This is a genomic window from Streptomyces sp. NPDC002537 (genome assembly GCF_053594975.1).
In genome coordinates this window covers 1-12,828 of sequence record NZ_JBSFWT010000065.1, presented here as the reverse complement: position 1 = coordinate 12,828, position 12,828 = coordinate 1, and the positions used below count along the sequence as shown (strand labels likewise).

Below are 12,828 nucleotides of genomic sequence, written 5' to 3'. Positions count from 1 at the left end.
AACAGTGAATAAATCACCCGATAGTGGAATGTCACTCCGCGAGGTACGCGACCGAGAAACTGTCGAGCTCGGGCCCGTAGAGCGGACTGGTCTCGTCCTGCTGCCGGCCCCTGTTGCTGGCCCACAGATTGACGGCGTTCACCGAGCCGGGAGCGAGGCCGTTGAACCTGGCCTGAGTGAAGTCGATCCGGTCGAACCTCGGGAACGACCGGCGGTTGGACTCCACGATCACCTCGGCGCTGGCGTTCGCCGCGTTCCAGCCGTCGACCTTCTTGTTCTCGACCCAGCCCTGGGTCTCGTCGTGCATGGAGAGCTCGTAGGTGGTGCCGGAGACGAAGCGCGCCTGGGCGTGGATGCGGTCCCCGGGCAGCACGCGGTCGTTGAGGTACTCCGGGGGCTTCGGGTAGAACTCGACCCAGTTCGCATAGCTCGGGACGCCGGTCTCGCAGGTCTCCTGGATGCCGATCTGCTCGACCGTGCCGTTGCCCCAGCCGTCCAGGCCCACCCACTCCGCGACGGCGTCGGCGGGCGCGGAACAGGAGATGTCCGGCACGGTCCAGCTGGCCGAGGCCGTCGTGAACGACTGCCCGCCCGCCACATAGCCGCTCCAGTTGTAGCCGTTCTGCGCGCGGCGCTTGCCCGCCGCCTTGCGGGCGTCGCCGCGGTAGCGGTCGAACCCGGTGTGCGGGGAAGGAGGGGCTGGGGCCGCCGTGCTGCGCGCCGGTGGTGCCGTCGTCGGGGTGCCGATGAACCCGCAGGCCAGCGCGACGCCCCCGAGCAGGGACCAAAGGTTCGCTCTGCGCAGCGCCGGATGTCTGCGTCGCAGCGCGTGTCTGTCGGTCACCGGCGTCTCCTGTCGTGAACGGGCGGCCGGGGGAGGCCGCCCTGGGCGGGCGCACCCCCGCGTGATCACAATTTGAAGTATTACCGATACATACGGTGATGAATATCCCTCATCCAGGCGATGTAGTGGCGTCTCCCGCATGAGGTGTCCTGCCGGGGGAACCTCGCACACGTTCCGCCACGTCCCCCCTTACGCCGGACGCTCCGCCGTGTGTGGCCTGGAAGGAAAGCGATATATGAGCAGCCCGCATCTCCTCCTCACCGGAGAACGGCTCGCCCTCGGCATCCCCCGTCAGGAGACGCTGACTGAATACCACTTCTGGGAGAACGACCCGGCGACCATCCTCGGTCGCGGCAACCGGTTCCCGCGGCCCTGGGAGGTCCGCGTGGACGAATGGGAACAGCAGCGCGACGACCAGGACCACGCCACGTTCGAGATCGTGCGCCTGAAGGACAAGCAGCCCGTCGGAATGACCGTGCTGCGCATCGAACCGCGCCTGCGGGCGGCGGAGTTCACGATCGTCCTCGCTCCGTCCCAGCGGGGCAAACGGTATGCGGAGGAGGCGACCCGGCTGACATTGGACTGGGGGTTCCATCTGGGGGCGCTGAGCACCGCGTGGCTGAAGGTGCTGGAGCCGAACCGGGCGGGGATCGTGGCCTTCAGCAAGGCGGGCTTCCGGCTCGCCGGGCGGCTGCGGAAGTCCGGCCACTGGCTCGGCCAGTGCGTCGACGTCCTGCTGATGGACGCGCTGCCCGAGGATTTCCCCGGGCCGTCCGCGATGTGCGCCGCGCTCGGCGGTTAGTGCCGACCTTGACGCCAAACCTCCCCGATGGGGTGAATTCGGGGGAATGGTGGGGCGGTTGTGCCGGTGGGGGTGTAGACGGGTGACGACATTTCCGTATCCCACCGGTATTTCCGAGGTGATGACATGAAGTTCGCAAGGTTTCCCGTCGCTTCGCTCGTCGCGGGGCTGGCGCTGACGGCCGCCGCGGTCTCCGCGCCGCTCCCGGCCTCCGCCGCTCCGCACGCGAGCCGGGCGGCGAGAGCCGAGGTGACGCTGACGAACAGGGACCACGAGCGCTCGGTCGCCGTCGAGAGGGGCGAGTTGATCACGGTCCGGCTCACCGGCTCCCGTACCGAGCAGGCGACGTGGAGGTGGGAGGTGCCGGTCGCCGCCGACGGCCGCGTGCTCGTACGGACCGACACGGGCACCTTCGAGAACGGTGACGCCTGGGCGGCCTTCCGTGCAGAGAAGGACGGCACCACGACCGTCGACTCCACCGAACGCTGCGCCCCCAACCCCGGTTTCGTCTGCCCCGGTGCCGTCATGGACTGGAGGGCCACCGTCTCCGTGAGGTGATGCCCGGCCGACGGGTATTCGAGCCGCGCGCCCCCGGCGCACCGCGCGCCCGGGGGTATGGGCGGTGCCATCCGGCCATGCTATTGACAAGCTCCTGACAATTCGCGGCTTCCGTGGGACTCTCCCTCACGCACCTCGTATCCGCACCGCTCGTCTGCCCGGACCGCAGTGACGTGGTCCGGCCCCCCACCGCCCGCGCGAACCCCTCGCGCGGCCAGGGCAGAAGGAGTACGCGTGAGACGTCCCCGCCGTATCGCCGCCGGCATCCTGCTGGCCGCCGGAACCCTGCTCACCGCCGGGCTCCAGACCGCCACGGCGCATGCCGCACCGGCCACATCCCACACCGTCGCGGCCACGGCCGCCGCGCAGCAGAAGGTCCGTGACTTCTGGACCCCCGAGCGCATGCGCACGGCCGCTCCGCTCGACCTGCCGGGCGTCACCCCCGGCGCCCTCGCGCACCCGAAGCAGCACGGCGGCGCGCCCACCGTCATAGCGCCGACCGCCCAGGATCTCCCCCAGGCGGGCGGCGCGTGGAGCGGTGGCGGCGCCGTACTGAAGACCACCGGCCGGGTGTTCTTCACCTTCCAGGGCCGCACCGCCTCCTGCTCCGGTGACGCCGTCACCAGCCAGAACGGCAGCACGGTCCTCACCGCCGGGCACTGCGTCAAGTACCAGGGCGCCTGGCACACCAACTGGGTGTTCGCCCCCGGCTATCACGACGGCCAGTCGCCCTACGGAACCTGGACCGCGGCCAAGACGCTGTCCACGCCCCAGTGGGTCGCCAGTGAGGACATGAACTTCGACGTCGGCGCTGCCGTCGTCACCCCGCTCGACGGCCGGACGCTCACCCAGGCCGTCGGCTCCCAGGGCCTCCAGTTCAACGGCGCCTACAACCAGTCCCTCTACGCCTTCGGCTTCCCCGCGGCTTCCCCGTACGACGGAACGAAGCTCATCTACTGCAGCGGCACGTCCATCAAGGACTTCCTCCTCACCAAGGACCACGGCCTGTCCTGCAACATGACGGGCGGGTCCAGCGGCGGACCGTGGTTCGCGAGCTTCGACGAGGCCACCGGTTCCGGGCTGCAGGCGTCGGTGAACAGCTTCGGCTACACCTTCCTGCCGAACACGATGTTCGGCCCCTACTTCGGCGACGACATCAAGACCCTCTACGACCAGGCGCAGACGACCTGACCGGAATAGAGGAAGGCGGGGCGGCGGGGGCACGCGCGTACGGACGTGTCGCGCCGCGACCGGGCGCGTTGGGCCGGGCATGCAGCGATTCGTCTCCACGGCCCTGACGTCCCTGACCGCCCTGACCGTGCTCGCCGTGGCCCTCCCCGGGGGCGGGCGACCGTACCTCGCGCCCGCCCTCGCGCACACGGTGACAGCGGCGCGCGCCGAACAGGGCACGCTGGAGCGCCTCTACGGCTCCGCGAACCGGAAGATGCCCACCACGCGCCGCGTCGTGGCCCTGACGTTCAACGCGGCATGGGACGACAACGGGGTCGACACGGTCCTGAAGGTGCTGCGCGAACGGCACGTGCCGGCCACGTTCTTCCTGACGGGGGACTTCGCCGAGAAACAGCCCGCGGCCGCACGGGCGATGGCGGCGGAGCACGGCATCGGGAACCACTCCTACGACCACCCCGCCTTCGACGACCTGAGCTGCGTGGGCGCCGCGGACCAGGTGCTGAGGGCGGACCGGGCCATCCGCGAGGCAACCGGAAAGACGCCCCTGCCGTTCTTCCGTTTCCCCTACAGCGCGACCACGCCGCAGGGGATCGCGTGCGTCAACACGCTCGGATTCGCCGACGTCGAGTTCAGCACCGACACCCTGGGCTACCAGGGCGCCAAGGGCGGGATCACCGTCCGGCGCGCCGTCGACCGGGTGGTGGCCGGCCTCGCGCCCGGCCAGATCGTGCAGATGCACGTCGGCGTCGACGAGGCGGAAGGGCAGCACTCGGCGCTCGACGCCGAGGCGCTGCCGCACATCATCGACGCCGTCCAGGCGCACGGCTACCGCGTCGTCGACCTCCGCACCCTCCTGCTGCCGCCCGGACGTTGAGACACCGTCAGCGCCGCCCGACGGCGCGCCGCAGGGTGCCGTGCGGCCCCGGCTAACCCGCGCGGAAGTGTTCCAAGGTTCTGATGCCCAGGTCCAGGGCCTCCGAGGGCTCCCTCACCGTCTGTTGGAAGTCGAGCACGCAGCCGTCCGCGCCCGTGTCGCGGATCTCGGACAGGGCCGCCGCGATGCTCTCCGGTGTCGTTCCCGGCTCGGAGAAGTGCCGGATCTCCTGGCGCAGCGTCGCGGGGTCGCGTCCGGCCTCCTCCGCGGCGCGCCGGGCGATGGCCCAGACGGCGGCGTGCCGGCCCGGGGGCAGTGCGATGCCCAGCCAGCCGTCGGCCCTGCGGCCGACCCGGCGCAGCGCGGCGGGGCTGAGCCCGCCCAGCAGGACGGGAGGATGGGGCTGTTGTGCCGGTCGCAGGCCCACGTGGGCGCGCGGGATACGCCAGTTGGGCCCCTCGTGCTCGAAGGGGTTCTCGGTCCAGATGCCGTACAGGATGTCGAGGATCTCGTCGAGCCGGGCGCCGCGCCTGGCGAAGTCCGTGTTGAGGGCGGCGGCCTCGTCGCGCAGCCAGCCGATTCCCAGGCCCACGTCGAGCCGCCCCTCGCTGAGCCGGTCGAGGGAGGTGAGGGCGCGGGCGAGCAACAGCGGTGGATACCAGGGTGCGTTGAGGGTGCTGGTGCCGAGACGCGCCCGCGTGGTCGCGGTGGCGGCGATGGTCAGTACGGTCAGCGGGTCGAGGAAGATGGTGAATCCGCGGGGGTACGGGTTCTCCGGGCCGTAGCCCGGTGCCGGGTAGAAGTCGCCGGGGTCGACGGGGGTCAGGACCCGGTCGCTGACCCAGAAGGAGTCGAAGCCGGCGGCCTCGGCGTCCCTGGCGAAGTCCGCGATGAGCGTGGGCCGCGCGTGTGTTCCGTATTGGGGGAGCGCTATGCCGATTCGCATGTGGCCATCGTGTGCTCGCGGGGTGCCCTCGAAGCAAGGGGGCGTGGTCCGGTCCGCGCCGCCGGAGCGTACCCGGAAAGGGTGTTATCTGGCGATTTGTTCAGAGGTGGGGTCCTCGGGTGAAGTCCGGAATCGTGAACGAGTGTCCGCTGCGCGGAGCCGGTGCGCGTCCCGGGCGCCTGGTCGGGCGGCGGCTGGAACGTATGGTCGCGTCCTGGTACCGGCGCGGCGGGGACGCTCCGTCCGGCCCGCTGGACGGCTGGCTGATGGATGCCGACGGGGGGTCCACCCGCGTCACCCCGCTGGGGGGAAGCGTTCTTCAACGAGTGGGGCCGGCCAGCGAGTAGACCCGCTGCGCCGTCCCTCCTGCGATCATCTCGGCGACGCGCCGGGCGTCCGGGGCCGTCCACGCCCCCTCGTCCACCCAGCCGTCGGTGAGGCGGGACAGGGCGTGGGTGAAGAGGCGGGTGGCGACCACGTAGAGCTCGGGGAGTCCGTACGCGTCGGTGGAGAACATCAGCTTGCCGAACGGGGCGAGTTCGAGGGTCTCCGCCAGTACGGCCTCGGCACGTGCCCCGACGTGGGTGAGCGTGAGGCCGACGTCGGTGTGGACGTGGGGGAAGGCGTGGGCGAGGTAGGCGGCGCCGCGGTGGTACGGGTAGGTGTGCAGCAGCACCAGCGGGCAGCCGGTGGGGGCGACCGCCCGGACGAAGTCGGTGAGGAGCAGCGGGTCGCTGTGGTGCAGCCGCAGGTCGGGGTCGCCGAAACCGGTGTGCAGTTGGAGGGGGAGCGCGGTGTCGGCGGCGGTCCACAGCAGATGGCGCAGCAGGACGGGATCGCGCAGCCGGTCCCCGGGTTCGCGGTCGGCCAGCCAGCGGCCCGCGGCCCCTCGTGCCTCCTCCGGGGAGGGCCGTACGGGGTCGAAGCCGAGCCCGTGCCGGTAGGCGACGACGGACTTGAAGGCGACGGCGGTACGGGCGGCCGCCCGCACCGCGCCGGTCAGTTCGTCGAGGAAGGCGTGGGCGGAGCCCGCGGTGTCGGCGGCGTGTTCCGCGAGGGACTCCAGCCGGACGACCTCGTGCGCCCGTCCGCCCGCCGCCGCGGCGAGCTCCTCCGGGGTGGTCAGGCCGTCCGACAGGCCGGTGTCCACGAGGAAGTCGGTGATGCCGGTCGCGCCGAGCAGCCGTCGCAGGACCTCCTCCGGGCCGAGTTCGGCGCGGCGGGCGAGGTAGTCGGCGGGTGGACAGTGCGCGGGCAGCCCGAGCAGCGGCGGGCACCAGCGGCGCAGCGCGAAGCCCAGCTGGGTGTCGAAGAAGGTGGTCCCCGGTGCCGCGGGGGAGCCGGACTCCGTGAGGTACGCGGTGAACCGCCCCTCGGTGAGGGGCGCGCGGGCCACGCCGTGGCAGTGGTGGTCCACCAGGGCCGGAACCGGCTGTCCGTATGTGGTCATCGGCCGTTCCCCGGTGGTCAGTAGCGGCCGCGGAGGGCCTCGGCGAGCTCCTGCGGGGACCGGCCGCGGGCGAGCTCGGTCTCGCCCCGGCGCACGGCGAGGAGGGCCTCGAAAAGGGCGTCGCCCAGCTCCGCGCGCAGGAGTTCCGAACGGGCGAAGTGCTCGAGTACGGCGGGCAGCGAGGTGGGCAGGCGCGGGGCCGCGCCGGTGCCCGCGGGGTTCTCGGGGACGGGGTCCGGGAGGGCGAGGCCGCGGTCGATGCCCCGGAGCCCGGCGGCGATGACGGCACCGGTGAGGAGATAGGGATTGGCGGCGGCGTCGAAGCACTTGAGCTCGGCGTTGGCCGCGTCGGGGGCGAGCGGCGGTCCCGGGACGAAGCGGAGCGCCGCTTCACGGTTCTCCACTCCCCAGCACTGGTAGGCCCCGGCCCACAGGTCGGGCCGGAGGCGGAGGTAGCTGGCGGGCAGGGGAGCGCCGATGGCCAGGAGGGCGGGGAGCTCTTCGAGGGCCCCGGCGAGGAACGACTCGCACGTCCGCGTCATGCCGTGCGGTCCGTCACCCGCGCGACAGAGGTTCTTGCCGTCCTGCCACGGGCTCAGGTGGAGATGGGCGCCGTTGCCGACGGGCCCCGCCGGGACCACGGGCGCGAAGGAGACGGCGAGGCCGTGCCGGTGCGAGACCGCGCGCACGGTCTCGCGGACCAGGACCGTGAGGTCGGCCGCGCGGACCGGGTCGGCGGGTGCGGTGGAGACCTCGAACTGGCCGGTCGTGTACTCGGGATGGATCTGCAGGACGTCGACGTCCTGGGCGGCCAGGGCCTTGAGGACGTCCCGGAGGTAGTCGGACAGCCCGACCACGCGCGTCATGCCGTACGCGGGGCCCTCTGCGGCGCGGGGCACGCGCGGCCCGTGGTCCTCGGTGTCACCGTCGGGCCGGTCGGTGACGGTCCACTCGGTCTCGAAGCCCATGAGGAGGTCGAGGCCGCGTTCGGCCGCGCGGTCCTTCATCCGCCGGGCGAACCGCCGTTGGCAGGCGGCATAGGGGGAGCCGTCCTGCTCGTAGCGGTCGACGGGGGCCCAGGCCCAGCCGGGCTGTGCGGCCAGGACGGTGAGCCGGTCGAGGTCGGGGACGAGGCGGAGGTCGCCGACGGGCCCGCCGATGTGCGGGCTGGTGACCGTCGAATCGTCGGAGAGGTAGACGTCGAAGACGGGGGACATGCCCACGCCCCACTGGGCGGCCTGGGGGAGCCGCGCGGTGGGCACGGCCTTGACGCGGGTCACACCTGAGTTGTCGACCCAGGTCAGGGCGACGCCGTGGATGTCCTTCGCGGCCAGGCGGGCGGCGTGCTGCCGGGCCTGCGACCCCGCGTGCTCGCGGTCGGTGCTGTCCATGCCGTCCATGGAGTGCCTCCTCGTGGCCCGCTGACCGCCGCCCCTCCCGGACCGAGGCCGCCGCGTGGGGCTGCCTCGGTCCGGGAGGGGCGGGCCGTCGCTTCCTGTTCGCTATTAGAGCGCACGCCCGCCCGGGTCGGCGGGCGTATGCGGCGGGCGGGTCGGGCGGTCAGGCCGCCGGTCCGGGGAGGGACCGGTGGACGGGGGTGGAGCACTCGGGGCACCAGTAGCCGTCGCCGTGGATGTAGGCCCAGCCGAGTTCCTTGATGTGCGGGGTGGCGGTGTGCGCGTGGTGGAGGAGGTATCCCCACAGGTCGTCGTCGCGGGACGGGCCGGGGTCGGAGATGACGAGGTCGAAGGTGGTGCGGGCGTCACAGCCGCGGTGGTCGCACGCCAGATAGAACCGGACAGGTCCCGGGGTCTTTCCTGCGGTCGTCAAACTCATGCGTTCCACTGTCGGGGAGCCGCCCGCGCGGCTGGGGTGCGATCGCGGCATGTCTCCCCCGCATCGGTGACGCTGCGTGTGAGTAAGGGCGCCGCGGGGTAACGATCTGTGCTCAACCCCGGCGGAAACAGGCGCATTTGGTGCCGGGGGCCGCGCCCCCGGCACCGGGCGCGCCCGCTACTGCTTCACCATCCAGTGGTCGTTCGCACCCGCCTGCACGAAGCGCAGCCCGGGGCAGAGGAAGTCGCTCCCGTGCGGATCGGCGTCCGTCCACGGCGAGTTCGCGGGCCCGGCCGCGCTCCAGGTGCCGCCCTTGCGCAGCTGGATCGCGCTGCTGTCGAAGACGGTGCCGCGGGCCTCGGTGCAGTAGTACCCCGTACCGGTGGCCGGGTCGGTGCTCGCGTAGATCTCGAACATGTCCCAGCCGTGGTCGAGGCCGCTCCGGTCGCTGCCGGACTGCCGGTAGAGCAGGTCCCAGCCGGACGTGCGGTAGTTGTAGAGGTACGCGGACCACTGGTTGGAGCCGGGGTCGTCCTGCGTCATCTGCACGGTGTACGCGGGGTGTCCGGTCGCGTTCGTGGTGTACGTCGCCAGGAAGTCGGCGTTGACGGCGACGGTCCTGGCCGGGCCGCCGGGGCTGGAGCACCAGTCCCAGGCCCAGAGCTCGTCGCCGGTGTTCCAGTAGGCGGTGACCATCTCCATGCAGGAGTTCTGCGCCTTGGTGGTGGGGGCGTAGGTGAAGTTCTCGGCGTCGGAGACGCGGTAGGCCGGGTCGACGCTGTGGGTGGCCATGATGCCGTCGTGGGTGCCCGGCCGGGGGAAGACGCCCCACCAGTTGTGGGTGAGGCCGGCGTCCTCCCGCTGCCGGCCGGATATCGGGTCCCGGCGTGCGGCGGCCTGTTCCCGGCGGCCTTCCGCGAAGGCGCGTACGGCCCGGTCGCGGCCCGGGGCGGGGGAATCGGCGGGCCGGTGTGCCAGGGTGACGGTCCCGCGGTGCGGCGCGTCGGGCGACGGCGTGGTGGTGGAGACGGCGACGGGGACGGCGGGGCGGGCGGCCGCGGAGACGCCGGTTCCCAGCGCGGCGCACACGGTGAGCAAGGCCGCGGCCAGACAGGCGCGATATCTCTTCACGGGGCTCCTCCAGGACCGAAGAGGTGCGGTGGGGGGGGGTGGGAGCGCGAGGCCGCGGGCCGGTGGATACCGGTCCGGACCAAGCGGGAATGTCCATGACAAGAGGTGAAGTGTCAAGGGCCACGGCGGCCCCCGGGGCGCCGAACCACCCCTGGGGGCACGCATGGCGGGAAACGGTGCCTGTGCGAACCCGCACCGGACGAGGCGGAACCGACGCGCACCGGCGCCTTCACGCGCGCCCCTCCGGGCTCCGTCGCGCCCGCGCGAGGCTCTCCCGTTCACCCGGACGGGACCCTTTGCGCACGCGCGGGCCCTGTGGTTCCGGCCCTATCCTGAAGGACCGTCGAGCCCTTCCCGTGGCGCGAACACCTCTGGGGGTCACCGATGTCAGCAGAGACGGACCTCACCGCGGCGAGCTCCGACTGGGGCAAGACCGACTTCGGCGAAATCTACGACCGCCCGGACCCCAGCGGCTACTTCACCACCCTGCAGCCCCTCGGGTACCAGATCCCCCACCACGGACAGGCCGTTTTCCGGACACTGACGGACACCCTGCACGCGCGCCGACCGGAACACGGGCCACCGGCCGTGGTGGACCTCTGCTGCTCGTACGGGATCAACGCCGCCCTGCTCAACCACGAGATCACCCTCGACGACCTCTACTCCCGCTACGCCACCCCGCGCGCCGTCGCCGAGGACCGCACCTTCTTCGCCGCCCGGCGCCGCCCCGGCGCCGCGACCGTGACGGGCATCGACGCGGCCCCCCGGGCCGTCGCCTACGCCCGCGCGGCGGGCCTGCTCGACCGGGCCTTCGCGGAGAACCTGGAATCCGGCGACCCCAGCCCCGCCCTGCGCGACGCCCTGGCGGCCACCGACCTCGTCACCGTCACCGGCGGCATCGGCTACGTCTTCACCCGGACCTTCAGCAGGCTCCTCGCCTGCATGTCCCGCCCGCCGTGGATCGCCGCCTTCGTGCTGCGCACGGTGCCGTACCAGCCGGTCGCCGAACTGCTCGCCCGCTCCGGCCTGGTCACGGAGAGGCTGCCCGGCCGCAGCTTCCGGCAGCGCCGTTTCACCGACGACGGGGAGCGGAAGGCCGCGTTCGAGGCGCTCGCCGCGCAGGGACTCGGGACGGCGGGCAGGGAGGCCGACGGCTATTACCACGCCGACCTCTATGTGTCCCGGCCCGCCGCCGACGTCACCGAACTGCCGCTCACCGGCCTGCTGTGACGGGCCCGTCGGCCGTCGGCAGCGGCTCCCGCCGGACGAAGGCCCGCCGCCTGGAGTGGTAGGACGCGGAACGGTCGTAGAAGGCGGCGCGCATCCGGGACAGCTCCTCCTCGCGGTGGGCCGCCAGCGGCCGCCGGGCCTCGTCCCGCTCCCGCTCCGTCCTCTTCGTGGCGATCCGCACCGCGATGTCGGTGGTGACGGCCAGGTCACCGGCCAGTTCGCCGACCCGCGCGGCGAACTCCCCGGGGGTGGCGTCGATCAGCCGGTCCACCAGCCCGATGCGCTTCCCGGCCGCCGCGCTGACGGGCGAGGCCCGGTCCGTCAGCCGCTCCGCCGTCTCGGCGCCGACACGCCTCGGCAGGGAGTACGTCCAGTACTCGGAGCCGTACAGCCCCATCAGCCGGTAGTGCGGGTTGAGCACGGCCCCGGTCCTGCACCACACCTCGTCCGCCGCGAGGGCCAGCATCAGCCCGCCCGCGGAGGCGTCGCCGCCGAGCGCCGAGACCACCAGCCGGTCGGTGGTCGTGAGCACGGCCAGGACCAGGTCGTCGAGCGCGTTGACGTTGGCCCAGGACTCCTGGGCGGGATCGGCGGACGCCTCGATGACATTGAGGTGGATGCCGTGGGAGAAGAAGCCCCGGCTCCCGCCCAGGACCAGTACCGACACCGGGCGGGAGCGGGCGTAGCGGTACGCGGCGAGCAGTCTTCTGCACTGCGTCGTGTTCATCGCCCCGCCGGGGAAGGAGAACCACAGGAACCCGGTCTTCCCGTCCTCGCTGTAGCGGATGTCGGTCCAGGTGCGCCGGTGCGAGCCCAGCGCGAGCGGGGCCGTCACCTCCGGCACGCGCGGCAGCAGGTCCCCCAGTGCCAGTGCCGCGGGCAGCTTGACCGTCCCCGGCTCCCCGGACCGGCGGCGGCGCCGCAGCCGGGGGATCCACACCGCGCCGTCGACCGTCGCCCGGCAGACGGCACCCGCCCGCGTGGCGACCACCTCGCCAGGGGCGCCCGTCAGCCGGTCCTCGAAGTGGCCGCCGTGCAGATACCACTCCCGGCCGAACAGCGTGTCCAGCACGCCCGGGTGCGAATCGGCGGCGCGCAGCTTGTGCAGGACCGTTTCTGTGGTGTCCGCCGTCCAGTCGATGCGCCGCAGGCCCTGGGAGAAGTACGGGCGCTCCCGCACGGTCACCCCTTCCGCGTTCTCGACCCCGTCCTGCCGCACCGGCAGATAGCTGCCCGAGGTGAAGCGCTCCACCGCCAGCAGCACCGCCTTGAGCGCCGCGTCGGCGATCTCGTTGCGGTACAGGTCGCTCTTGGCCACCACCGGGACGGCGCAGGGGACGGAGGCCCATACGTCCCCGCCGTCCACGACGTCGTTCGCCTGGAAGACCGTGACGCCCCACTCCCGCACCCCCTCGTGCACCGCCCAGTCCAGTGCGGACGGTCCCCGGTCGCCCATCGGTCCCGGGCGGACGACCAGGCAGGGGTACCGCTGCCACACCGCGCGCGGGATGAGCGAGGTGAGCATCGGCGCGAGGATCAGATCGGGGGAGTGGCGGCCCACGATCGCGGCCGGGTCGCCCCCGTGGGGGACCCGCTCCACCGACACCGTGTGTCCGTGGTCGCCGAGCTCCGCGTAGACGCGCTGGGTGAGGCTGTTGAGCGCGTCGGCGAGCAGCAGGATGTTCATGACGGCCTCCGGGCAGTTCTCGCGTCGGGCCGAAGCGGCGGGCGGCAGAGCCGAGGCGCGGATGCGACATGTGGCCCGTGAGCCTGCCGAGGCGGATGAGGACACCAGGGACGAGCTTCACCCGCACCTGCCCCGGTGCGCCCGAGGCGCGCCCGGATGTCACCCGGACGTCGGCGCGCACGGTACTGACCGCCGCCATGGCGGGCTCCGCGCTCACCCTCGCGGGCGTCATCGTGCTCGCCCCGCTGCTCTCCCGCCCCTTCGTCCTCCTCTTCGGCA

Annotated in this window: 13 protein-coding genes; 6 read left to right on the top strand and 7 right to left on the bottom strand. The window is 72.5% G+C overall.

Annotated elements, in window-relative coordinates; genetic code table 11:
- Positions 1-31 precede the first annotated feature (31 nt).
- Entirely contained in the window at positions 32-844 is an 813-nt protein-coding gene (locus ACWD4A_RS25535) for a G1 family glutamic endopeptidase (RefSeq protein WP_451197463.1), read from the bottom strand.
- A 235-nt stretch (positions 845-1,079) separates the two neighbouring features.
- On the opposite strand from ACWD4A_RS25535, the gene ACWD4A_RS25530 reads away from it, so the two are divergent.
- From ACWD4A_RS25530 to ACWD4A_RS25515, 4 genes are all read left to right on the top strand, one after another.
- The gene (locus ACWD4A_RS25530) at positions 1,080-1,646 is read left to right on the top strand and encodes a GNAT family N-acetyltransferase (RefSeq protein ID WP_451197461.1); all 567 of its coding nucleotides are present in this window, start codon (positions 1,080-1,082) and stop codon (positions 1,644-1,646) included.
- Between the two features lie 126 nt (positions 1,647-1,772).
- On the top strand, positions 1,773-2,204 hold the full coding sequence (locus ACWD4A_RS25525) for a hypothetical protein (protein WP_451197460.1): 432 nt from the start codon (positions 1,773-1,775) through the stop codon (positions 2,202-2,204).
- 234 nt (positions 2,205-2,438) lie between these two features.
- Positions 2,439-3,395 (top strand): trypsin-like serine peptidase, encoded by a 957-nt coding sequence (locus ACWD4A_RS25520; protein ID WP_451197458.1) that lies wholly within the window; start codon positions 2,439-2,441, stop codon positions 3,393-3,395.
- A 79-nt stretch (positions 3,396-3,474) separates the two neighbouring features.
- Entirely contained in the window at positions 3,475-4,269 is a 795-nt protein-coding gene (locus ACWD4A_RS25515) for a polysaccharide deacetylase family protein (protein ID WP_451197456.1), read from the top strand.
- Between the two features lie 52 nt (positions 4,270-4,321).
- On the opposite strand, the gene ACWD4A_RS25510 is transcribed toward ACWD4A_RS25515, so the two are convergent.
- The 5 genes from ACWD4A_RS25510 to ACWD4A_RS25490 form a co-directional block, all read right to left on the bottom strand.
- Positions 4,322-5,215: a TIGR03619 family F420-dependent LLM class oxidoreductase gene (locus tag ACWD4A_RS25510; RefSeq protein WP_451197455.1), complete on the bottom strand. Its 894-nt coding sequence runs from the start codon at positions 5,213-5,215 to the stop codon at positions 4,322-4,324.
- Positions 5,216-5,534: 319 nt separating this feature from the next.
- Positions 5,535-6,665 carry an amidohydrolase family protein gene (locus ACWD4A_RS25505; protein ID WP_451197453.1) on the bottom strand — a complete coding sequence of 377 codons (1,131 nt, stop codon included), beginning with the start codon at positions 6,663-6,665 and terminating at the stop codon, positions 5,535-5,537.
- A 17-nt stretch (positions 6,666-6,682) separates the two neighbouring features.
- The gene (locus ACWD4A_RS25500; protein ID WP_451197495.1) at positions 6,683-8,056 is read right to left on the bottom strand and encodes a glutamine synthetase family protein; all 1,374 of its coding nucleotides are present in this window, start codon (positions 8,054-8,056) and stop codon (positions 6,683-6,685) included.
- Positions 8,057-8,225: 169 nt separating this feature from the next.
- The gene (locus tag ACWD4A_RS25495; protein WP_451197452.1) at positions 8,226-8,501 is read right to left on the bottom strand and encodes a hypothetical protein; all 276 of its coding nucleotides are present in this window, start codon (positions 8,499-8,501) and stop codon (positions 8,226-8,228) included.
- A gap of 177 nt (positions 8,502-8,678) precedes the next feature.
- The gene (locus ACWD4A_RS25490; protein WP_451197450.1) at positions 8,679-9,632 is read right to left on the bottom strand and encodes a carbohydrate-binding protein; all 954 of its coding nucleotides are present in this window, start codon (positions 9,630-9,632) and stop codon (positions 8,679-8,681) included.
- Positions 9,633-10,016: 384 nt separating this feature from the next.
- On the opposite strand from ACWD4A_RS25490, the gene ACWD4A_RS25485 reads away from it, so the two are divergent.
- Positions 10,017-10,862, top strand: coding sequence for a hypothetical protein (locus ACWD4A_RS25485; RefSeq protein ID WP_451197448.1), 846 nt, complete (start codon positions 10,017-10,019; stop codon positions 10,860-10,862).
- Here ACWD4A_RS25485 and ACWD4A_RS25480 read toward each other — a convergent pair.
- The gene (locus tag ACWD4A_RS25480) at positions 10,846-12,549 is read right to left on the bottom strand and encodes a hydrogenase maturation protein (RefSeq protein WP_451197447.1); all 1,704 of its coding nucleotides are present in this window, start codon (positions 12,547-12,549) and stop codon (positions 10,846-10,848) included. The two genes, ACWD4A_RS25485 and ACWD4A_RS25480, sit on opposite strands and share 17 nt — an antisense overlap.
- Positions 12,550-12,644: 95 nt before the next feature.
- Here ACWD4A_RS25480 and ACWD4A_RS25475 point away from each other — a divergent pair.
- The coding region (locus tag ACWD4A_RS25475) for a hypothetical protein (protein WP_451197446.1) at positions 12,645-12,828 on the top strand (184 nt) is incomplete at its 3' end.